Source organism: Halobacillus sp. ABD4_316 (genome assembly GCF_056161385.1).
Genome location: NZ_JBSWZA010000002.1, coordinates 312,248 through 335,007, shown reverse-complemented (window position 1 = coordinate 335,007; position 22,760 = coordinate 312,248). Strand labels below are relative to the sequence as shown.

19 protein-coding genes are annotated in these 22,760 nt (G+C 49.0%); 3 read left to right on the top strand and 16 right to left on the bottom strand.

Annotated elements, in window-relative coordinates; genetic code table 11:
* Positions 1 to 132 precede the first annotated feature (132 nt).
* The 3 genes from ACXAJH_RS08750 to ACXAJH_RS08740 all read right to left on the bottom strand — a co-directional run bounded on the left by ACXAJH_RS08750 (position 133) and on the right by ACXAJH_RS08740 (position 4,356).
* Positions 133 to 1,419 carry an alpha/beta hydrolase family protein gene (locus ACXAJH_RS08750; RefSeq protein WP_474993667.1) on the bottom strand — a complete coding sequence of 429 codons (1,287 nt, stop codon included), beginning with the start codon at positions 1,417 to 1,419 and terminating at the stop codon, positions 133 to 135.
* Positions 1,420 to 1,520: 101 nt separating this feature from the next.
* Positions 1,521 to 2,693: an MFS transporter gene (locus ACXAJH_RS08745; protein ID WP_474969899.1), complete on the bottom strand. Its 1,173-nt coding sequence runs from the start codon at positions 2,691 to 2,693 to the stop codon at positions 1,521 to 1,523.
* A 271-nt stretch (positions 2,694 to 2,964) separates the two neighbouring features.
* Positions 2,965 to 4,356 carry an amidase gene (locus ACXAJH_RS08740; protein WP_474993665.1) on the bottom strand — a complete coding sequence of 464 codons (1,392 nt, stop codon included), beginning with the start codon at positions 4,354 to 4,356 and terminating at the stop codon, positions 2,965 to 2,967.
* A 93-nt stretch (positions 4,357 to 4,449) separates the two neighbouring features.
* Here ACXAJH_RS08740 and ACXAJH_RS08735 point away from each other — a divergent pair, with 93 nt between their 5' ends.
* Positions 4,450 to 5,067 (top strand): hypothetical protein, encoded by a 618-nt coding sequence (locus ACXAJH_RS08735; RefSeq protein ID WP_474993663.1) that lies wholly within the window; start codon positions 4,450 to 4,452, stop codon positions 5,065 to 5,067.
* A gap of 100 nt (positions 5,068 to 5,167) precedes the next feature.
* Here ACXAJH_RS08735 and ACXAJH_RS08730 read toward each other — a convergent pair whose 3' ends face one another.
* From ACXAJH_RS08730 to ACXAJH_RS08720, 3 genes are all read right to left on the bottom strand, one after another.
* Positions 5,168 to 5,923 (bottom strand): CAP domain-containing protein, encoded by a 756-nt coding sequence (locus ACXAJH_RS08730; RefSeq protein ID WP_474993661.1) that lies wholly within the window; start codon positions 5,921 to 5,923, stop codon positions 5,168 to 5,170.
* An 86-nt stretch (positions 5,924 to 6,009) separates the two neighbouring features.
* The gene (locus ACXAJH_RS08725) at positions 6,010 to 7,149 is read right to left on the bottom strand and encodes a DEAD/DEAH box helicase (protein ID WP_474993659.1); all 1,140 of its coding nucleotides are present in this window, start codon (positions 7,147 to 7,149) and stop codon (positions 6,010 to 6,012) included.
* 136 nt (positions 7,150 to 7,285) lie between these two features.
* Positions 7,286 to 7,720: an SRPBCC family protein gene (locus ACXAJH_RS08720; RefSeq protein WP_474993657.1), complete on the bottom strand. Its 435-nt coding sequence runs from the start codon at positions 7,718 to 7,720 to the stop codon at positions 7,286 to 7,288.
* Positions 7,721 to 7,874: 154 nt separating this feature from the next.
* Between ACXAJH_RS08720 and ACXAJH_RS08715 the strand changes: the two genes are divergently transcribed.
* Positions 7,875 to 9,281: a Na+/H+ antiporter NhaC family protein gene (locus ACXAJH_RS08715; protein WP_474993655.1), complete on the top strand. Its 1,407-nt coding sequence runs from the start codon at positions 7,875 to 7,877 to the stop codon at positions 9,279 to 9,281.
* Positions 9,282 to 9,432: 151 nt separating this feature from the next.
* Here ACXAJH_RS08715 and ACXAJH_RS08710 read toward each other — a convergent pair whose 3' ends face one another.
* From ACXAJH_RS08710 to ACXAJH_RS08670, 9 genes are all read right to left on the bottom strand, one after another.
* The gene (locus ACXAJH_RS08710) at positions 9,433 to 9,918 is read right to left on the bottom strand and encodes a GyrI-like domain-containing protein (RefSeq protein ID WP_474969905.1); all 486 of its coding nucleotides are present in this window, start codon (positions 9,916 to 9,918) and stop codon (positions 9,433 to 9,435) included.
* 193 nt (positions 9,919 to 10,111) lie between these two features.
* Positions 10,112 to 11,068 carry an ornithine carbamoyltransferase gene (gene argF / locus ACXAJH_RS08705; RefSeq protein ID WP_474969906.1) on the bottom strand — a complete coding sequence of 319 codons (957 nt, stop codon included), beginning with the start codon at positions 11,066 to 11,068 and terminating at the stop codon, positions 10,112 to 10,114.
* A complete protein-coding gene (locus ACXAJH_RS08700; RefSeq protein ID WP_474970782.1) occupies positions 11,065 to 14,085 on the bottom strand; it encodes a carbamoyl phosphate synthase large subunit in 3,021 nt (1,006 codons plus the stop codon). Before ACXAJH_RS08700 ends, argF begins: the two co-directional genes overlap by 4 nt.
* On the bottom strand, positions 14,078 to 15,139 hold the full coding sequence (locus ACXAJH_RS08695) for a carbamoyl phosphate synthase small subunit (protein WP_474969908.1): 1,062 nt from the start codon (positions 15,137 to 15,139) through the stop codon (positions 14,078 to 14,080). The genes ACXAJH_RS08700 and ACXAJH_RS08695 overlap by 8 nt, the downstream gene beginning before the upstream one ends.
* Positions 15,140 to 15,237: 98 nt before the next feature.
* On the bottom strand, positions 15,238 to 16,398 hold the full coding sequence (locus ACXAJH_RS08690) for an acetylornithine transaminase (protein WP_474993653.1): 1,161 nt from the start codon (positions 16,396 to 16,398) through the stop codon (positions 15,238 to 15,240).
* The gene (gene argB / locus ACXAJH_RS08685; protein ID WP_474993651.1) at positions 16,395 to 17,204 is read right to left on the bottom strand and encodes an acetylglutamate kinase; all 810 of its coding nucleotides are present in this window, start codon (positions 17,202 to 17,204) and stop codon (positions 16,395 to 16,397) included. The genes ACXAJH_RS08690 and argB overlap by 4 nt, the downstream gene beginning before the upstream one ends.
* On the bottom strand, positions 17,167 to 18,393 hold the full coding sequence (argJ, locus tag ACXAJH_RS08680; RefSeq protein WP_474969911.1) for a bifunctional ornithine acetyltransferase/N-acetylglutamate synthase: 1,227 nt from the start codon (positions 18,391 to 18,393) through the stop codon (positions 17,167 to 17,169). The genes argB and argJ overlap by 38 nt, the downstream gene beginning before the upstream one ends.
* Positions 18,394 to 18,414: 21 nt before the next feature.
* Positions 18,415 to 19,452 (bottom strand): N-acetyl-gamma-glutamyl-phosphate reductase, encoded by a 1,038-nt coding sequence (gene argC, locus ACXAJH_RS08675; protein WP_474970779.1) that lies wholly within the window; start codon positions 19,450 to 19,452, stop codon positions 18,415 to 18,417.
* 671 nt (positions 19,453 to 20,123) lie between these two features.
* A complete protein-coding gene (locus ACXAJH_RS08670) occupies positions 20,124 to 21,428 on the bottom strand; it encodes a lysine N(6)-hydroxylase/L-ornithine N(5)-oxygenase family protein (RefSeq protein ID WP_474970778.1) in 1,305 nt (434 codons plus the stop codon).
* A 102-nt stretch (positions 21,429 to 21,530) separates the two neighbouring features.
* Between ACXAJH_RS08670 and ACXAJH_RS08665 the strand changes: the two genes are divergently transcribed.
* Positions 21,531 to 21,986 carry a GNAT family N-acetyltransferase gene (locus ACXAJH_RS08665; RefSeq protein WP_474970777.1) on the top strand — a complete coding sequence of 152 codons (456 nt, stop codon included), beginning with the start codon at positions 21,531 to 21,533 and terminating at the stop codon, positions 21,984 to 21,986.
* Between the two features lie 118 nt (positions 21,987 to 22,104).
* Here ACXAJH_RS08665 and ACXAJH_RS08660 read toward each other — a convergent pair whose 3' ends face one another.
* A complete protein-coding gene (locus ACXAJH_RS08660) occupies positions 22,105 to 22,758 on the bottom strand; it encodes a LysE family translocator (protein WP_474969915.1) in 654 nt (217 codons plus the stop codon).
* Positions 22,759 to 22,760: the final 2 nt, after the last annotated feature.

Sequence of the window (22,760 nt, the reverse complement as noted above, 5' to 3'; positions counted from 1 at the left end):
GTCATCGCCAGCCGTCTCCTGCCTGCTTGTTAAAATGGGCCAGGCAGGTTACTGCTTCAAAAGATATTAGAAGAAAGGCAGCTATGCTGTTATAGAAAATCGTCTGGCATTGAGTGGATTTCATCATGATTATCAAAAACCGTTGTTCTGTAAAAAAGTGATCAATGGATCAGTGAAGGACTCCGGCAGCGGAAGGTCCGGGTCTGTATATGTTTCCAGATTTCCTTCACGGTCTTCAGGAGCTTCCTTCAATACATGATTCATCCCTTCCACCAGAAGAAGCTCCGACTCCGGTGCCGCTTTCTTTAAACGCTCAGCTTCCGCTACCGGAATCTGAACATCATGGGTACCGTTCACAAGGAGCACCGGCATATCCAGCTCACTGATCCGGCCGGCTGGATCATAGCTCATCCAAGAACGGAGAAACGGCTGAAGGTCAGAAGCGAATAAGCTCTGCAGGGGAGAACTCACCCTCCCGGCATCCTCTCCATTCCTCAACTTCTCCAACACATCCAGACTTTCCTTATATAAATCCTCTGGCAGACTCTCCTCGAGCTGGTTTTCAAGCACTCGATCAATCGGCTGGCCGGCGCCTGCAAGGGAGACATAAGCGTCCACCGGATGGCCCTCAGCGGCCATCATGCCGACAAGTGATCCCTGACTGTGCCCGATGACCGCTGTTTTCGTAAACCTGTCATCCCTGGAGAGTTTGTCGATCCATTGGCTGGCATCATGAACAAACACTTCAAACCTCATGTTTTGATTATCCATAACGGCCTCACGGTTCTTCCCCGCGCCCCGCTTATCATAGCGAACAGAAGCGACCCCGGATTCCGCAAGTGTCGCGGCAAGCATTTTCAGACTGTCATTCCTCCCCTGCACGCCCTGCGAATTTCCGTTACGATCCGTCGGGCCTGATCCGGGAATGAGCAGAGCCACCGGCGCCTGTTCCAGCCCTTCAGGCATCACCAACTCCCCGTAGAGGGTGCCGGAATCCGTCTCTATACTCAGAAACTCCCCCTCTTCTTCAGGGGCCGCTTCTTTTTTCTGCATTTGGAAACGATAGGACTGTCCTCCCTGGGTAAATGTCCCCGCAAGCTCCCCTTTTGTTAATTGTCCATTGAATTGAATGGATTGACCCGGTACCGGCATCGTGAAAGCCACTTCCTCCCCGCCTGCCGTAATATCCGACAAGACGAAATCCTCCACGTTTTGGGCAGGGATGCTGATGGTTCCCTGCCATTCTTCTTGTTTATCCATATGTATAACAATGCCCAGCGGCTGTCCCGGCACTTCAATGGAACCTTCCCATCTCCCCTCCAGCATTTCAACACTCCTTTGATCTTCTCCCTTTTCTCCCGTTTGACATCCAACTAAGAAAAGAACGACCAGAAAGATGCCCCCTACCCACTTATCCATTGATTTCCCACCCTTTCCTTTCTTAAATTTTACAGGAAATTCAAGTGAATATCACAACATCAATAAAAAAACTCCGTCTCTTCAAGGAGACGGAGTAAACATCAAGCCTGCTGCTGACGGGATTTGCTACTGTTCATAAAGAAGGTCATGAGCAGCATAAGGGCGAGGAATACGAGCACGATGCTGAATCCACCGGCCATTCCGAAAATTTCAGAGGCCAGGCCTACAATGTAACCGGCAATACCCCCGCCAATACCGGCAGCAATATAGATCAGTCCTAAGGCAGAACCGCTGGTTTTGGACATCTGCGTCCCAAACGCTGTCGCTGTCGGGAACAATGCTGAGAAGAACAGGCCGGCTCCTGCGAAAAGATACGGGAAGCTTTCCGCTACAAGGAAACTGATACCGACCATCAGCAGCGCCCCTGCCGAAAAGCTGATCAGGATCACCCGCTCGTTCACCCATTTGGTAATATAGGCGGCTGCGAGTCTTCCAACCATGAAGAAAACAGAGAAAATCGATAGAATAGCCGCTACCAGATCTTCCTTCTCTGCCGTTGCCATGCCTCCTAAATCAAGCGATTTGAGGTAGACCGGGAAGAAGTTTGTAAAGGACACTTCCGCCGATACTTGAAAGACGAGAAAGATCATAAGGAAAACGAATTGAGCATCCTTCAGCATCGGAATAAAAGCCTTCAAATCGACTTTTTCCGCTTTCCCTGAAGGGAAGGCTACACTTGTGATATAGATAATGACAGCAACCAGTGAAACCGCAATGCCTAGATAAAAGTATCTCCAGGACGCGAATTGGAAAAGGAAGTTCAATACTTGTGGGAAGATCACCATCCCAAGACCATAAACACCCATCGCAAGGTTGAACATCTGGTTCTGTTTTTCTGGATAAGCGGCGGGAACAATGGCGTTGGAAGCTACCCCGAGCGCTCCAAGACCAAAACCGACAATCATATAAAAACCGAGGAAAAACATAATATTGGGGGCAAGACCTGTCCCCAGGAATCCAAGACCCATAATAATCGAGCCGATGATGGTCATCGTACGCAGACCTTTTTTGTCTGTGTAATATCCAATGATGACACTGGCAAGCGTAAAGCCAAGCTGGAAGATTAAAACGACAAGACCAAACTGGCTCATGTCCAGACCCAGATCATTTTCCACCTGGTCAAGGACAATCCCTTTGGTGTTGGTCACCCCGCCTGATATAAATTGAGTAAACATTAAAATGATTAAAGCGTGTAAACTTTTCCCTTTCTTCATGTGTGGTACCTCCTGATCGTCTTTTGTATGGGAACATTTTCAGGAAATACCCCGGTTTTTTTTTAGTAAAACTCCAATCTTCTATGTAACCGTTTTTTTATAAAATTTCTTACTATTATTTTAGAAAAATGATCTCCTCTTCCTGTGAATATCCTTTATCTTCCTGGTTATCCACCACTCATGAAACCTTAAAACACGGCATACAGAGATGAAGATGACCTGATTTATAAAAACAAACAAGGCTGGCGGGAGAATCCACCAGCCTTCATTATTATATTAATGTTTCATATCGGTGGAACCATGGCTCCGCCTCCTCCAGCTGCGCCGCCAGTTTAAAGAGCGTCTTTTCATCTCCGAACCGGCCCGTGAAGTGGGAACCGACAGGCACATGGTTCTCTTTCCAATACAGCGGCACACTCATCGCAGGGAGCCCCGTCACATTGGCTGCCGGGGCCAGATGGGCATAGGCCGCTGAAACAGCAAGGATTTCATCAATCGTCTTCTCTTCCCCGTTATAACAGCCGAGCGGAAGCGCGGAAGAAGCATTGACCGGGTGAAGGAGAACATCGTATTTCTCAAAGAACGCATGGAATTTCGCGCTTTCAGCCGCCAGATAGAGACGTGCTTTTTCATAATCAAGAGCTGAATAACCTTCTGCTTTTTCAATAAGGGTGGAAAGCATCCGTTCTACGCTGTGACGGTCTGCCGTTTTCCCATTCATCTGTGCCGCTTCTTTCACGGCCAATGCGCCTCCTACGACCCACACGACGACAAAAGCATCCATAAACTTGTTCAAATCAATGTCCGGGTACGCCTGCTCAACGTGATGACCGAGTGATTCGCACAGCCGTGCTGTTTTATTTACGGCTTCCTGAACATCTTGACTGATCGGCATAACGTCGCCGAAATCAGCCATATATCCGATTTTCAAGGAGCCCAGATCGCGATGATCCAGGCCGGCATAAGGTTTTCCCTGCGCAGGAGTGGCAAATAGATCCCCTTTTTGCGGGCCTTCTAAAATATCAAGCAGGGCTGCACTGTCCCTGACAGATTTAGTCACCCCATGACTTACCGCAAAACTGTTCAAGTGCATGGAGAATGGAGTCCGCCCCCTTGTCGGCTTGAATCCGAACAACCCGGTGTTGGAAGCAGGAATCCGGATCGAGCCTCCACCGTCACTGGCGTGGGCGAAAGGAACCATCCCTGATGCGACGGCCGCTGCAGCTCCACCACTCGATCCACCGGGTGAGAAATCTTTGTTCCACGGATTTTTCGTAAACCCGAGATGGACAGACTCTGTCGCTGGTGTAAAGCCGAATTCAGGGGTGTTGGACTTTCCAATGATGGTCAAGCCTCCTTTTCTAAAGCGCTTGACGAATTCATCATCCCATCCAGCCTTGAATCCTTCCATCACTTTGGATCCATATGTTAACGGATGGCCCTTCACGGCATTCAAATCTTTAATTAAGAAGGGGAGCCCCATAAATGGACCATCGGTGTTCACAGGCTCTTCGATTTGATGAACAACAGCGTTCAGATCCGGGTTTTTCCGGTTGATGACAGCCCGGTAGTGATCGATCACTTCTTCAATTTTCCATTCTTTCTGAAGGAGTTTCTTTCGAAGCTCCCACGCATCATAACGGTAAAGTTCACGGTGTTCCATTATGTTTCCTCCTTTATACTTTCCTGAATATGTACAGGTTTGTCCCCTTTATGCCAGGGTAAAGTAAAACAAACAAAAGAGGAGGGAAAAGGTGTGCATCCTAACATCTTCTGGACGGCGTATGCGGCCGCTCTCATGATTTTGTCCTTGTTTATCAGTTTCACCCATCAGGAAGGACTGCTTCAGCTGATCCGGACGTTTCTCTGTTTTGGTGCAGCCCCGGCTTTGATTGGATACACTACAAAAAGGGGGAGCTGGTTCCGCCATTCCTGGAAACAGCTGCTTCCTACGGTCTCCTGCCTGCCGGTAACCGCAGCAATTTTTCTGACAGGCACCACCGCCGCATACGACTTCCCGGCCCAAGAGGCACCGTCCTCCATATGGACGGGCATCCATCTGAGCCTGTCATTTTGGGCGGCGCTGCTTTTCTGGTCTCCTCTTTTGATCCCGGCTCCTTTTTTGCGGAAACGAACCTCTATGGAAAAGTTCGCCTATTTGATCGTTACAGGTATGCTCTTCTACTTTTATCACCAAGCCGCCGGTTATGTACAGGGAGACCCTGTATCCATCACGTTTATGACGACAGGGACCACCGCATTGATCATGTACCTTTTCTATTTCATCCATACGTGGGCAGCTGCAGAAGAACAAACGGACCGGTCAACGGTGAAAGGGAAGTTCCACCGTGTCCAACGCAACGAACCTTCATGATTCCATACTTACAGCGTAACAAGTACACATTTATTTTCCACACCGCAGACGAAAAAAGAAGGCTGCCGGGAACATTCCCGGCAGCCTTTCCTGTTCACATTTATCTCGGCTTCATGAACAACTGGGTCCAATACGTACCGAACCTGCCCTGCCCTTCTACGTAACCCACTCCGATATGAGTGAAATCCTCATGAAGGATGTTGGCCCGGTGACCGTCACTGTTCATCCAGCCTTCCACTACTTCCTCCGGTGTCCGCTGTCCGGCTGCAATATTTTCACCAGCAGCAAGGTAGGAGAAGTCAAACTGATCCATCATATCAAACGGACTTCCATATGTCGGCGATTCATGACTGAAGTAATTCTTATCCGCCATATCCTGGGATTTCACATCGGCCATGCCGCTCAATCGATCATGCATTTCTAAAGGCGGCAGACCTTCTTCAGCCCGCTCTTTATTGACAAGGACAACGACTTCCCGCTCATATTCACCGGGGGTGTAGCTGTCCAGCGCCTGCACTTCCGCTGTCGGCTCGGCTTCGTCCTCTCCATCCGGTTGAGAAGAGGAGGAAGACTCAGCTGAAGGTTGTTCCCCTTCCCCGTCCTGTTCCGACGGAGACTCATCCGGGTAGGTCCATTCGATTTGATCTATAAACGTAAAGAAGTCCTGAAGGTCGGACCGGAATCCTTCCACTTCTTTTTGAAAATCGGTTTCCTTCACCCATCCCTGAATATGCTGGCTGACTTTTTCATAAGAGGCTTTCGGCCCTTCTTTAAAAAGGTCCTGAGCAGAGACAGGAGTAGCTGCAACAATAATGACAAACAAGGCGGCTGAAAAGAGGACAAGTTTCTTTATCATGATGATTCTCTCCTTGGTTTGTGAAGGTATGATTCTACTTCCAGTATTCCATGCTCCCCTTCAAAAGGCAACTTTCCCGCTGTCTGCTACCGGGTCTGCAGACGGCCTTTATAGATGATACTTTCCTCTAACGGAATATCAAGGTCTTTAGCCATCTTTTTCAAACGCTTCTCTTCCACGGGGTTGACGATGGAAACGACGCGTCCTTCCACTGCCCCGATACGGCCGGTCCTTCCTGCTCTATGCACATAAGAACTCGGGTCCTTCGGAATATCCAGATTGACGACGTGATTGATTTCGTGGATATCCAGTCCTCTCGCGGCCACATCTGTCGCCATCAATAATGGATAAGTCCCGTTACGGAACTCCTTGACCGCTTTTGCACGCTGTTCTTTTTTCGCATCACTGTGAAGGAGACCAAGATCCAGCTTTTTGTAAACCAGCTTTTCAGCCATCACGTTCAGTTTGGCGATATCCTGCATGAAGGCTAGTCCGGTAAACCCTTCGGTGTGGGCCAGCTTCCGGACCACTTCAATTTTTTCCCGATCTTCACTGACGATATAATGGTGGGTCACTTGTGGCTTTTTTATCTCTTCATCAATGCGGATGACTTCGGCATTCTCATCCATGAATGTCTGCGCCAGGTCGATGACTTCGTCTGGAAGAGTCGCAGAGAATAACAGCTTCTGCGTATCGCGCTGGACGCTTTTTAAAATATGGTTGATCGTCTCTTTGTGTTCAGGGACAAGGAGCTGATCCGCTTCATCAAGAACGACAGCCTTTACTTCATGAGCTTTTAATTTCTTTTTCTGGATGAGCTCATGGACACGCCCGGGCGTCCCTGCCACCATATGCGGTTTCTTTTTCAATTTATCGATTTGGCGTTTCACGTTCGCCCCGCCAATCAACGTCGTGCTCGTAATCCCGCTTCCCTTCGTCCACTTTTGAATTTCCTGGTGGATCTGCATCACCAGCTCATGGGAAGAAGCAAGGAGAAGGATCTGCGTATGCTTTTGGCTGCTGTCGATTTTCTCGATCAGTGGAAGGAGATAGGCAAGGGTTTTCCCACTTCCTGTCGGTGCTTCTGCCAGCACATCCTCCCCCGCTGAAATAGGAGGAAGAGACGCTTCCTGCACAGCTGTCCACGAATCAAAGCCGGATTCCTCCCATGCCTGTTTCGTAGAGGAAGATAAGCTCTCCAGCCATTCCTGTTGTTTATCTGTCATGATTTATTCGTTCCTTTCTATCTGAAAAACGTTGTGTATGATTCACGGTATAAAAAATAGGCCTCTTCCCAATTCGGTTGATGGAGAGGCCTTCATGTGTGATCCACAGCTTACTTTCAGTATAGCATGATTGCGTTTAAGATTCGATAAACTTCTTCAAGTGCTGCAGGTGATCCTGGTCTTCTTTTTTAATGATCTGTTTGATTAACGGGCGGGTCAGCGTATTGCGCAGTCCCTGTGTGAACAATTCACCCTTGAAGACCACCTTCGTTCCTCCCGGCGCCGGTTCAAACTGATAATGGTAACGCAGGTCAAGACCACTCTGTACACTTTTCACCGAATACGACCGGTTTTCTTCCAAGGCGGTGACCTCAATGACCGCCGAGACCTTCCTGCCTCTAATCTCTCTCGTCTCTTTGAATTTATACCCTTCTCTTACAGGGCCATCACTCAGCAGTTCCACCCCAACGACCGCTTCCATAATCTGCGGACTGTTGGAAAAATCCACGGCAGCTTGGAACACTTCTTCTACCGGCCGTTCAATCAGGACCGTCTGGGTCATAAAACTCATAGACTTCCTCCTTTCTCTCTCCTTTTCCTATTCTCCACAAAAGGCCCGTCCCCCTTTTTCCAGATGATGATTCCATTTCTCCCGCTCCTGGAGGTATAACACGTGTGGAAACACACAACCTACGAAAAATAGAGGTTTGAAAGGAGGACCGATGATGGACTGGTTATCCGTCCTTCCATTTATCGTTGTCATCTTCGCAGCCATATGGACCAGGCAGGTCGTTCCAAGTCTCCTCTTCGCGGTTGTTGTTGCCGGATATATTATGGATTTCCACTGGCTTAGAGGGATGTTGACGGCTCTCGGTTTCATTATTGACGGCCTGAAGGATGAAAGCAACATTAAAATTATCCTGTTTTTATATGCTTTTTCTGCTTTGATCGGTCTGATTAAAATGTCAGGCGGGATTAAAGGATTTGTGCAGGAGGCGGCCGAACGGATTGAACATAAGCGGGGAGCTTTCATGCTGACCTGGATTTCCTCTGTCGGAACCTTCAGCGCCCCAAGCTTCCGGATCGTCACGATCGGACCTGTCATGAAAGCTCTAAGAAAATCCATCCCTATGACGAAACAGGAGCTTGGATTTGTCATCGAGACGACCGCCTCCCCCCTCGTCGTCCTGATTCCGATCGCTACAGCCTTCGTCGGCTACATGACCTCCGTCATCGAATTATCACTCAAACAGGCGGGACTGGAGGGAGATGCCTACAGCCTTTACATCCAAAGCATCCCCTACAACTTTTTCGCTTTTGCAATGCTCGGGGTAGGCTTCTATCTAAGTTTTTTTCATAAAAATAAGATGCCTGCCACTGATGCTGAAAATCATGGGGAACAGACGGAGGATGATCAATGGGAGGACTGCCACCCGGCCGTAACGAAAGATCTTCCTGCCAAACCGTGGCATTTGATTGTCCCTTTGATCAGCGTCATTCTCCTGACTTTTCTACTCATGTACAGTCTCGGCGTTCAAGCCGGCCGCCAGGGACTTGATGCTCTGATCAACGCCAATGTGCTTGATGCCATGGTCCTTGCGGTTGTGCTTACGTTAACAGCCTTTGTCATCTATTTGAAGCTGCGGTCGGAATCTTTGAAAAAAATGATGGACAGCTTAATTGCCGGCGGGAATGATATGATGGGCGTCATCCTCCTCCTTGCGATGGTATGGGGGCTGAGCACCGGCTCGGAAGCGCTTGGTTTTGCGGAGACGATTTCCTCCTCCTTTTCCTGGGTCCCTGCAGGATTTGTCGCCGTGATTACATTTATTGCAGGCTGCGGCATCTCCTACTTCATTGGGTCTTCCTGGGGGACGTGGGGCATCCTCATGCCTGTCGGAGTATCCATTGCTGCTGCCGCCGACAGTTCCCTTCCTATGGTGATCGGAGCTGTCTTTGCAAGTGGTACGTTCGGAGCTTTTGCTTCTCCATTAAGTGACGATACGAATACGACGGCCGGTATTCTGGATTTGAATCCTATGAAGTACGCCCGGTTCAAGCTCCGTCCCGCTCTCATTGCCGCCGGTGCTGCCGCTGTTCTCTATTTCATGCTTTCCTTCTTTCTGACTTGAACATTGAAGCACAAAAAAGGAGCTGATCCGCTTAAACAGATCAGCTCCTTTTTTTCTGAGTCTCATTTGGTGACGACTGCGGCAGAAAGCCGAGCGGTAATCCACATTTTATCCAGCTTAAACACCGGGGAGCCGGAGTGGTTTTCCAGCCTCATTTGATTGGCAGATAGAGGCAGTATCTTGTTTCCTGTCCCGTGTAAGGCTGATACTCCTCAAAGCCGAATCCTTCCACCTGCTGATATCCATTTTCTACAATCCATTGATGAAGAAACGTATACGGGTCAAAGTCATGAATAGAAGGGTCATAATCGATCATGGCGTACGTGTGAGCAGGGACGGTTTTAGTAATCATATCCTGTGGAATCTTCTCAAAACTCTCAACTTCCACGGCAGCAATCCAATAAAAAGCATCTCTGGATTCATTCCAATTCGGCGGGTCTACAAACATTCCGATCGACCGGGGGGCGTGGACACGGTTCTTCACTTTCGGCAGTTTCATCGTATGAAACTGTTCCATCAGCCTCGGCACCTTGATGGCACGTTCATCCATCATCGTTTGACAAGAGACACCGACCACCTTGAAATGGGGCTTTTCAACGACCTTAGGTTCCACTGCTGTTGTCACTTGCTCACTCATTGCATGGCCACTCCTTTTGATTTTGATCTCTCTTTGACTACTTCCACATGAAACCTTGTAATCCCTTGTAGAAATAACTCGTTCGATGATATTCGCAGCCATTCGACTATCTTTTTATGCACCCTGGCGTAAGATAAAGTATAAAGTTCCATTCCTTTATCTTACGGTGCAGGGAGGAGCATTTATGTCATTTTTATTTCCAGCCGATAACCGCCTGCAGAACCGCCTTCTGCACGTGCATACGATTTTCCGCCTGTTGAAAAACGACAGAATGGCTTCCATCAATGACGTCGGCCGTCACTTCCTCTCCCCGGTGGGCAGGAAGGCAGTGGAGAAAGGTGACATCGTCAGCTGCCTGCTTCAACAATGCATCGTTGACCTGGTAACCGTTGAAGTCCTGAAGGCGGGCCTCCGCTTCGTCCTCCTGCCCCATACTTGCCCAGACATCTGTATAAATGACATCAGCCTTCCATGAGGCCCGCTTGGGATCCGGTTCGATCGTCACTTTCCCGTCGTATTTGCCGGCCAGCCCCCGTGCCCGTTCTGTCAGCTCCTTGTCCGGTTCATAGCCTTCCGGGGTACAGATGACCACTTCCATCCCCATCATAGCGGATAGGATCATCAGAGAGTGGGCCACATTGTTGCCATCGCCGATATAGACCACTTTCAATCCAGAAAGACGGCCTTTGATTTCAAGAATCGTAAAGATGTCCGCAAGAGCCTGACACGGATGGTAGCGATCACACAACCCGTTGATGACCGGGACAGAAGCATGGGCAGCCAGTTCCTCGAGTTTCTCATGGGAGGTGGTGCGGTACATAAGCGCATCCACATACCCTGACAGAACTTGTGCTGTATCAGCGATCGTTTCACCGCGACCGATTTGAATATCTCTTGAATTCAAGTATAGGGCGTGCCCTCCCATTTGGACCATTCCGACTTCGAAGGACACCCGGGTTCTTGTGGAAGACTTCTCAAAGATCATGCCCAGCGTCTTCCCTTTCATGGACTGCGAGTAAGGATTCTCCTTCACATGCTGGGCGGCCGCCAGGAGCCGCGAGACATCCGACTGGGTATAATCAAGCCACGTGAGCAGATGACGGCCGTGCAGGGATTCATTAGCTGCGTGCATTTGTTCCATTAAATTCATAGGGGTTTCACTCCTTCAAGGGATTGCTGTGGCAGAGGGACAGGTACAGGGTCTTTGCATTCCAACCCCTTCACATACGCATCAAAGGTCGCTGCCTCGCTCATGACGGTCAGGCCGTTTTTGACAGCTGTAATTCTGCGTTTTTCTGCTTCCTCACCCGATTGGTCATTGACATAAACAGCCGCATCTTCTTTCGTAATCCATTCCTCGAATGACAGGTCAGAAGCTTCTGGAACGTGTCTTCCTTCGAGTTCCACCATACACGCTTCCTTCACGTCATACAGATCAGGGAGATGAGCGAATACCTTGGCAAGAGCTTCCTCGACCGTTGTTCCGAGACACATGCCTTCTCCCGTCGATTTCATGTTTGGACCAAGCTTATGATCCAGGTCCGTCATGGCATAGGAGGAGAAGAGCGGGTATTTGACAGCTGTCTCCTGAAAAACGGGAGCCGGCTGTTGGGACAGACTGAATTCAGCGTCATCGATCAGGATACGGACGGCCCAGTCGACCATCGGGATATCTGCGACCTTACTGACGATCGGAACCGTACGGCTTGCCCGTGGATTGACTTCCAGGACGTACACGTTATCCTGCTGAATGAGAAATTGGATGTTCATTAAGCCGCAATAGGCGAATTCCGCCGCAATCTTTTCACTATACGTGCGGATTTTCTGCTTCCATGCATCTGCCAGTGTGGATGGGAATACAGCCATACTGTCGCCTGAGTGAACTCCACCAGGCTCGATATGTTCGATGATGTCCGGCAGGTAGATCGAATGGCCGTCCGACACGAGATCCACCTCTACTTCCGCCCCTTGGAGCAGAGAGTCCAAAACGATCGGATAATGACGATCATCCGATTCAGCGAGCGCCTGCTCCAGCTCCTGTTTATCCTGTACAATGACCATCCCCTGACCACCAATAACATACGAAGGGCGGCAGAGAAGCGGGAAGGTATAGGAATCCGCAGCTTCCAGCGCTTCTTGCTTGGAATGACAGGTCGTTCCGGCCACATGCGGGATACCAAGTTTTTTCAGCGCTGCGTAAAATTTATCACGGTCCTCCAGGGCATCAAGCACATCGGCGCGGACGCCAGCTAACGGAAGGCCCGCTTTCTCCAAGTCTTCAGCCAGATTGATCGCCGTCTGTCCTCCAAACTGAGGGAAGACAAGGTCAATGCTTTCGTGTTCCACAATGGAAGCGATGATTTCTTTTTGGATCGGTTCAAAATAAAGGCGGTCGGCGGTTTCATAATCAGTACTGACCGTTTCCGGATTATTATTGATCATGATCGTCGTCCATCCCTGCTTCTGAAGACTTTCAATCGCCTTAACCGCACTATAGTCGAATTCAACCCCCTGACCGATTCGAATAGGCCCGGAACCAAGAATCAACGCCTTCTTCCCTTTTGAAGGCAGCGGTGCAATTTCATTCATACCGGCAAATGTACTGTATACATAGTTTGTGGCGGCTTCAAATTCCGCTGCACATGTATCGACAAGTTTAAAGGAACGCTGGATATCATACGCTTTGCGTGCCTCTTCCACATCGGCTGTTGTACACCCGGCAAGCGCTGCGATATGGTCATCCAAAAACCCGTAGACTTTTGCCTGATGAAGCAGCGGCTGTGACAGTCCTTCCGTACCAAGAGCCTTTTCTGTATCGACTAAATGACGGATGACTTGAAGGAACAAAGGATCGATGTGTGTTTCCTGATGGATTTTATCCATCGACGTCCCTTTCCGAATCAAGTCATAGATAGCAAAAAAGCGCAGGTCTGTCGGCTGGTGCAGATGGTACCAATGATTTTCCACTTCAGGAATTTTTGTATCGAGCGATTGTACAGCCTTTTGGAACGCTCCCTCCATCGTGCGGTCGATCGCCATCACTTCGCCGGTCGCCCGCATTTTCGTACCAAGCGAACGGTCCGCCTGTGGAAACTTATCAAACGGCCATCTTGGGAATTTGACGACAACATAATCAAGAGCAGGCTCGAAACTTGCGTACGTATATCCTGTCAATGGATTCTCCAACTCATCCAGTGTGTATCCAAGTGCAATCTTGGCGGCCATTTTAGCAATCGGGTAGCCTGTCGCCTTTGAAGCAAGGGCGGAGGAGCGGCTGACACGCGGATTGACTTCAATGACGTAATACTGCTTGCTTACTGGATCAAGGGCCAGCTGGACATTGCATCCTCCAATGACTTCAAGCGCCGATACGATTTTTATCGAAGCGGAACGAAGCATTTGATAGTCATCATCGGTCAAAGATTGGGAAGGCGCAACGACGATGGAATCCCCCGTATGCACACCGACGGGATCGAAGTTTTCCATATTGCATACCGAGATACACGTCCCCTTATGGTCCCGCATGATTTCATATTCGATTTCTTTAAATCCGGCAATGCTTTTTTCGACGATGACCTGATGAATCGGGCTCGCCTTCAGACCTGTAGCTATCAATTCATCCAGGTCTGCCTCATCGTGAACGATTCCACCACCGCGTCCCCCAAGGGTGTAGGCCGGGCGGCTGATGATCGGATAACCGACTTCCGCAGCGAATACGCGCGCCTGTTCCGTCGTAGTGATGACCTCACTTTCCGGAACCGGCTGATCAAGGTCGTTCATCAAAGCACGGAACAATTCGCGGTCCTCTCCCTGCATAATCGAGGAGATCCCTGTCCCCAGAAGGGTGAGGTTATATTTTTTCAATACTTCTTCCTTTTCCAGTTCGACGGCGAGGTTCAGAGCCGTCTGTCCGCCCAGGCCCGCTAACAGAGAATCGGGGCGCTCCATCGCAATGATTTTTTCCAGACTCGCTACCGTCAGCGGTTCGCAGTAGACTTTATCCGCCACATCATAATCCGTCATGATGGTCGCCGGGTTATTGTTGACGAGGATGACTTCATGACCTTCTTCTTTCAGTGCCAGACATCCCTGTGTTCCGGAATAATCAAACTCTGCGGCTTGACCGATCATGATGGGTCCTGATCCGATCACCAATACTTTAGACATGTTCCTTCACTCCTTTGCTGCCTACAAGACTAATGAAATCATCAAACAACCATTCCGCATCCTGTGGACCAGGATGGGCTTCCGGGTGGAACTGAGCCGACATCAACCGTCCTGAATCATGCATCAACCCTTCAATCGAACGATCATTCACATTAAAGAAACGCTCTGACAGCGGGGTCTGTGATAAGCTGTCTTTTTTCACAACGTAGTTATGATTCTGGGACGTTAAAAAAACCTTCCCTGTCACGGCATCTTTGACCGGGTGGTTGGCACCGCGGTGACCAAATGGAAGCTTCTCCGTATCCGCTCCGTAGGCCAGTGCAATGACCTGATGGCCCATGCAGATTCCGAAGGACGGATACTCGTCGAGAATGGATTTGATCTGTTCAATCTTCGGTAAAGCATCTTTCGGGTCACCGGGACCGTTGGACAAAATGACGGCCTCTGGTTTCACCTTATGAACGGCTTCAACCTGTGTAAAAGGAATAACCGAAACTTTCACTTGGCGCTTCAGCAAAGCCTGCAGGATGGATTTTTTCCAACCAAAATCGATTAAAGCGACATGAAGACTTCCTTCACCATACGTCTCTACCGTCTCCCCCTGTACAGCGAATATCTGCTGATCAGACGGTTCGGAAAAGTCGTGATGATTCTGATGACTCATAACTGCCTGTTGTGTTCCATGAGCCCGTATCGCTTTCGTGACTTCCCTTGTATCTACGCCCGTGAGATAGGGCACCTGCTGCCCATCCAAATAGGCCCCGAGCGACTGGGTCGACTGGAAGTGAGAAGGCTGCTGTGTGCATTGGTACATGACCACTCCACTCACTTGAATTTCGCTGCTTTCTTCATCCGTTTCATTAATGCCGTAGTTTCCAATGAGTGGATACGTGAAAACGACGATCTGATCTTTGTAGGAGGGATCTGTAAGAACTTCCTGATATCCGGTCATGCCGGTGAAGAAAACAATCTCCCCCTGCATCGGTTCTTGTAACGTCGAAGAAGCCTTTCCTTTAAATGTCCGGCCGTCTTGCAAATGTAGGTAACTTTCCATGCCCTTCACCTCGCTGAATGAATATTTATTATATACACTGAATTTTTATACATTGAGTGTCTGGAAAAGACGGCGCTTAGAAGTCACCGTCTCATCTATTAGGCGTTCTGCAGGTTTTTTTCCTGTTCCACAAGGGATGCCTTGATCAAAGCGGCCGCCCGCTGCAGTTCGTCCGTTTCCACCGTTAATGGGGGAAGCAGTCTCAGGACATTCGGCCCGGCTACAACAGCCAGCAGTCCTCTGCCTCTGAGGGAGTGGACGAGCTCAATGGCCGGCGTGTCCACCTCCACTCCGATCATCAATCCTTTTCCACGGATATCCTTGACGCTGTTTAAAGAGCCAAGCTCTTCTTGGAGCGCTTGGACGAACGTGCGTCCCTTCTCCTCTACGTCGGATAAGAAGGAAGAAACAAAAATCTCTTCCAGCGTCGCCTGCACAGCGGCAGAAGCCAGCGGGTTTCCGCCAAATGTAGAGCCGTGGGACCCGGCTGAAAAGGAAGGAGCCAGTTCTTCTTTTCCGATCATGGCTCCGACCGGAAACCCACTGCCAAGCCCCTTCGCTGTCGTTACGATATCCGGGTTCAGACCATGATGCTGGTAGGCGAACGATTTCCCTGTCCTGCCGATCCCTGTCTGTACTTCATCAATGATCATAAGTGCCCCGAGTTCGTCACACTTGGCTTCAACTGCCTTCAGAAATTCTGTGGTACCAGGGATGATGCCCCCTTCCCCTTGGATCACCTCAACCATGATGGCGGCAACTGAACCATCATGAACGCGCTCAATGGCTTCCTTGTCATTGTAAGGGAAGTATTCGAACGTCTGCAGCAGACTTCCGAACCCTTCCTGAATTTTCGCCTGACCTGTCGCACTCATCGTCGCAAAGGTCCGTCCATGGAAGGACTGTTTGAAGGAAATAATCTTTTCCCTTCCTGTATGCTTGCGGGCCAATTTAATAGCCGCTTCATTCGCTTCCGCCCCGCTGTTGCAGAAGAAGGCATAATCCAGACCCGATCCTTCACATAAAAGCTCCGCCGCTTTCTGCTGAACAGGAATTTCGTAAAGGTTGGATACGTGCCACACCTGATCGAGCTGCTTCTGAAGGGCTTCCTGGACCTTGGGTGGACGGTGTCCGAGATTACAGACAGCGATGCCTGATACAAAATCCAAGTATTCCTTTCCTTGATCGTCCGTCACTCTTGTACCTTCTCCAGATACAATCGTTAACGGAAAACGGTTATATGTCGGAAATAAACTCATAATACGGTCTCCTTTCGTCCAGAACGGATGGAGGTTCCTTTCAAATGGCTGCCCTGTACAAGACGATCCCCGCCGCTTACAATCCACACTTCCTGAAGCCGGTCCGATAAGGCTTCTACGGCGGACTGCACCTTTGGAATCATCCCCCCATAAATGACACCTTCCTGGATGTACTGATTAATTTCCTCCGGGGTGGTACCCACAACCAGCTCCCCTTCTACTAAAATACCGGGAACATCTGTGACAAAGAGGAGCTTTTCTGCTTGAACAGCTCTTGCTACTGCGGCGGCGGCGGTATCGGCATTGATGTTTACCGTGCGTCCGTCTGTCGTTTTTCCAAATGGAGCGACGACTGGTACGTATCCACCCTCAAGCAGGTGATCGAGCACGGATGGATCGATCTCTTTCACTTTTCCAACGAAACCAAGCTGTGCTTCGTCCACAAAGTCAGCGGTCAACAATCCGGCTTCAGATCCTTTCACACCGAGAGCCTTTATCCCTCGTCCGGCAAGCCTTCCTGTAATCTGACTGCTCACGGTACCACCGAGGGTCATCTCAACAGCCTCCATCGTATCTGCTGTCGTTTTCCTCAACCCTTCAATAAACTCCCCGTGGATCTGCAGACGATCAAGCAGCCGGCTGATAGCAGGTCCTCCACCGTGCACGATGATGCAGCGGTAATGGGTAAGGAGTTCCTGGAAACTGTCATAAAAATCGTCTGTCAGCTTATCGAGCATACTGCCGCCGAGTTTGATGACAATGGTTGGTTTATGTTCGGTAGCTGGCGTTGATTTTGACGTAGTCATACGTTAAGTCACACCCCCAGGCCGTTCCAGCTCCATTTCCTTCATCAAGGTGTATGGAAATATGAACTTCTTCATTGTCCAGATCCTCCGTTGCCTGCTCTTCTGAAAACGGACACGGCGTCCCTTTGCTGAAGACGAGCTGATCCTCAATATAAATGTCACACGCTTCCGCGTTCACTTCAGCTTCACTGTGACCAATCGCGCCGACAATCCGGCCCCAGTTGGCATCCAGCCCGTAGACGGCCGTCTTCACAAGACTTGAGCCGACTACCTTCTTAGCAATGATCCGTGCCTCTTCATCTGAACGAGCACCGGAAACGTTCACTTCGATGAGCTTGGTAGCTCCTTCCCCGTCTTTAGCGATCTGCTTGGCCAGATCCTCGCACACCAGTTGAAGGGTCGCTTGGAATGCATCCCAGTCTTCGTGATCCTCATCAAGCGGTTCATTATCCGCATGGCCGTTGGCAAGCGTCAAAACCATATCATTCGTGGAAGTTTCCCCGTCCACAGTAATCTGGTTGAACGATTTATCTATCGATTGGCTGAGCGCGCGTTGGAGCGCTGCGGGTTCAATAGCCGCATCGGTCGTAATGAAACCAAGCATCGTCGCCATATTCGGGTGAATCATCCCTGAACCTTTGGATGCGCCGCCGATGGTCACGGTTTTCCCATCAATCACCACCTGATAGCAGGCGGATTTCTGACAGGTATCTGTCGTTAAAATCGCCTGTTGAAAATCGCTGTACCCCTCTTCCGATACTTCAACGGTTTCACACCCGTAGGATATTTTCTCCATAGGAAGCTGCTGTCCGATTACACCGGTGGAAGCGACGGCTACAAAATGTTCAGGCAGACCAAAGCGTCCGGCGATCATTTTTCTCATTTCATAGGCGTTCTGCAAACCTTCTTCTCCTGTACAGGCGTTCGCTACAGCACTGTTAATGACAATCCCCTGGAGTTTCCCTGCTTCATTGACACTCTCCTGAGTCACCTTCAATGGAGGAGCCTGGAAATGACTCTGGGTATAAACGGCTGCAGCAGAAGCTGGTGTTTCACTTAGCAGAAGGGCAAAGTCTTTTTTACGGTAGCGGAGGCCGCTGTGAATCCCGCCTGCACGGTACCCTTTTGGAGACAAAATGGAGCCTCCCGTTACTTTTTCCATCTGCTTTGATTTATCCACTTGTATCAAATCATTTCTCTCCTTCTTTAGTTAGGGATAGACAGGATGTGGCGCAAGTCCTGTTCTTTCGTCAAGCTGGAATAATAGATTCATATTTTGAACGGCCTGACTGGCTGCACCTTTCATTAGGTTATCAATGACACTGACGATGGTCACCCGGTTCGTTCTTGGGTCGACCGTTACACCAATATCACAATAATTGGACCCGTATACGTCTTTCGTAGCTGGGAATTCCCCCGGCCTTCGCACACGGACGAATGGTTTGGATTCATAGTATTTGAGAAAAAGAGAATGCAGTTCTTCGGCTGTCTTTTCTTCTTTTAATGTTACATAGATCGTAGCCATGATTCCTTTCGTCATCGGAACCAGATGGGTGGAAAACGTCACCGGACGCGTGTCTCCACTCCATACAGAAAGCTGCTGCTCAATCTCCGGGATATGCTGATGCTGATTCACTTTATAAATCTGGAAATTTTCCTGGGCATGAGCGAAATGCGTCAATGGATTGGCATTTTTACCTGCTCCGGAAACACCCGATTTCGCATCGATGACAATAGATGATGGGTCAGCAAGGTTTTCGGATATCACTGGACCGAGTCCGAGCAGAGAAGCCGTCGGGTAACAACCCGGATTAGCGATCACTCCGGCTGCACGAATGGCTTCTGCATTCCATTCAGGAAGTCCGTAAACAGCTTTCTGAAGGGTTTCAACAGGAGCGGGCGGCTTTTTATACCATTGTTGATAAGCTTCAGGATCCCGCAGGCGCAGATCTCCGGATACATCGATAATTTTAGCTTTTCCTCCAAGCAGTTCAGGTGTAAGTTCCGACGACACTCCTGAGGGTGCTGCCAGGAACAGGACATCCTGCTCTTCCTTCATCTTTTCAGGGACAAGATCCTGTAATTCATGACGGCTTCCCCCTGCAAACTGAGGAAACATTTCCTCATAAACTTCTCCTGCCCTTGATGAGGAGTACAGCGTTATTTGACTGATCTGCGGATGAGTGCTGAGGATCCGGAACAGTTCCATGCCTCCGTATCCTGTCGCCCCTACAATTCCTGCTTTCAACGAAAAAACCACCTTTATGTATAAATATGATAAGGTCTGTATATTTACAATATTATTAACCCTTAGAAGTCATCTGTCAATAGGTTGCTGCCACATTCTGACGATTTTACAGTGTCGTAATCTCATAGACTGCTGTTGTTGCAATTCATCCAGCTTTTCCAGCTCAAAGTTATCCACATGTGCATAACTGACACCTATTCCTGAAAATTTCTGTTTTTATTCACATATACACACATCATATACACACATTTATACACAAAAACCACAATCAAAGTCTTATATGCCCTTCCCTATCTAAGAAAAGGTAAGGATCTTTCCACATAAAAGGTTTGACGGCCACGTTCCGCTTATCGGTGGATGCTTGCCGCGGGCACGACCTCAGCTAACTTGGACAGGAAAACCATCTGTCCAAGTGGATCTTTGGTCCGTGCTGTTCCCGCAGGCGTCACCACCGAACGCTCCTCGAGACCTCACCTTATGACGGAATGAAAAAGAGGAGTTTTTCTGTTCACCAGAAAAACTCCTCTCTTATCCTATAAAGTCATAGGTGCGAAAAAATGTGCTTCCCCTTCACCGGAAAACCATCCGTATGGATCATAACAGCCAAAGCAGAAATCACAGGGTTGTCTATACAATGAAATGGTCCAGCATGTGCCACGCCGTTTCGGTTATTAGACGTCAAAGGTTTGGAAAACGTTGGTCTCATTCAAAGGATAAACGTTTCTCTTCGTCAGGTGGTTAATAATCACCTTATTCCGGTGTACCGACAACCCGAGGTTTGTGGAACCAACGCCATGGGTGTGGGAAATGCCGCTGTGGACATAAATATGATTGGAGTTCGGTTTCTGCTGCACCAGACGGTAATCCTCTGTCACTTTATACCGGCCCTCATCGTCCCACACCAATAGATCGGTGAGTTCCGTGACAAAGTCCGGAACATATGGCTGATAACCTGTGGCTGCAATAATCACTTCAGAATCATGACTGAATGTTTCACCCTTCTGAATATGACGGCCTTCAAGGGTGAAGCCCCCCGATTCATTTCTTTCTATTCCATTGATTTCACTGAGCACTTTCAATCCGACGTTCAATGTCTCCCGGCCGACCGAATGCTCGTATAACAAATTATAGATATCATTAATGGTATGATTGCTGATTCCTTTGTAATACAATCCCTGCCCGGCAAAAATATCATCTTTCTGCTTTTGGGGAAGCTGATAAAAATAATCCACATAATCCGGAGAAAAGTGCTCCAGACTCAACTTTGATTCTTCCATCGATTCAAATCCGGCAGAACGGGTGATCCAATCCAGCCGGTAGCCCCCGCTCTTCTGCTCTTTCAGAAGTTCGCGAAACGTTTCGGCAGCACTCTGTCCTGAACCGACCACTGTAATCGATTCCGCATTCCTGCAGTGGTCGTAGTGGGATAGAAATTCAGACGTATGAAAAACCCCCTCGCCTTCCACTTTTCGGAACGAGGCCGGCATCACAGGGACACTGCCTGTGCCGAGCACAAGGTTCTCTGCGTAATACGTGCAAACCTCCTGTGTTCCTACATCACGGACTTCAACCGTATACAACGACTTTTCTTCCTCGAGCGTCAATCCCACAACTTCTTTTCCAAACACACAGCTGGTCAGCTGTTCAGCGGCCCATTGGCAGTAATCGTTATATTCCCTCCTCGGGATATCCAGGCGCTGCAGAAAATAAAAAGGATACATCCGTCCATGTTTATTGATGTAATTCAAAAAGCTGTACGGGTTTGTCGGATCCGCCATCGTTACTAAGTCAGCGAGAAATGGGACCTGCATTTTCGTCCCTTCGATCAACATCCCTGGGTGCCATTCAAAGGCGGGCTGTTTTTCAAAAAACAGAGCCTCTACATCTTCAAGCGGCTCAGAAAGTGCTGCTAAACTGAGGTTGAATGGTCCTACCCCTACACCGATTAAGTCAAAAACCTTTTCTTGTTGCTCCATCATCCACGACTCCTTATCTGAAAAGTGATAGATTTCAGAATTTGATCTACTAGTCTTATGTTATCATATGCTCAGGATGTTCGTAGAGAGGAGCAGATATACTTGAACGATGAAGTGAAGATACATAAAAAAGAACCCGCTGCTTACATGGACGTCCTTCTGCTGGCTGATGAAAGCGAAGAGCTGATCCGGTCGTATATGAACGAGGGCGATTTCTATGCGATTACTGTAGACGGCAGAACAGCAGGGGGATGTGTATGTACGTTCCCGGAAGAATCTACCATCGAAATTAAGAATATCGCTTTAAAGGAAGCTTTCCGCGGGCAGGGAATCGGAAAAGCAGCGATTAAAAAGATTGAAGCCTTTTACAGGAGCAAAGGAAAAACAAGGGTGATCGCCGGAACATCCAACTCCAGCATTGAGAACCTCTTGTTTTACCAGAAAGCCGGCTTCCGCTTTCATTCTATAAAAAAAGACTTCTTCCTGTCCTATCCGGAACCGTTCTATGAAAACGGCATACGGGGGATCGACATGATCGTCTTTCAAAAGAAGCTTTGACAAACCAAAGAACCCCCGGAGAGCTGTTCCCAAAGAGAGATGAACGAGATTCATCCATCAAAAAACTGCCGGAAACCTTTCCGACAGCCTTAAGGATCTGCTTTGATAGATCCGTCTGCTACAGCCACCCGGATCTTCCAATGAGAAGACATGCTTCAAATCCGAATTTCACTCCATAATAAAAGAGAACAAGTCCGGCCGTTCTCTGAACCCATTTCAGCAGAGTAAAGGTCATGATGGATCTGCTGAAATGGACAATAAAAGCGAGATTCATGTTCCACAATCCGATTCCAATAAAGACCATGGAGCTGATCAAAAAAGAGTGAAGAACATCCTCTTTCTGCAGCGCACCGCTTAACACAGATCCGTAAATGCTTACCCAGAAAAGAATATTCATGGGATTGGTGCCGGCAATCAGCACGCCGCGGGCATAGGAAACCAAGGAGGCACCACGGCTGCTCCTGTTTCCTTCCGCTGCGTCCCATTCCGCTACGACAGGTTTACGGAAGCTTGTCCACCCGGCATGCGTTAAAACCAAACATCCAAGAAGCAATAAAGTAATCTGCACCCAAGACCATGACAGCACAGTGCCTGCTCCTAAAAACATCACAAACATCAGCAGTAAATCGGAAGACATCCCGCCAAGCCCTACACATAACGCCGGCCAGAAGCCAAAGGTCAGCCCTCTCCGGATAATTTCTATGTTAATGGGTCCGACAGGGGCTGCTATAGATAATCCCAGGACAATGGAACCTGCAAGAAGAGTAACCATCC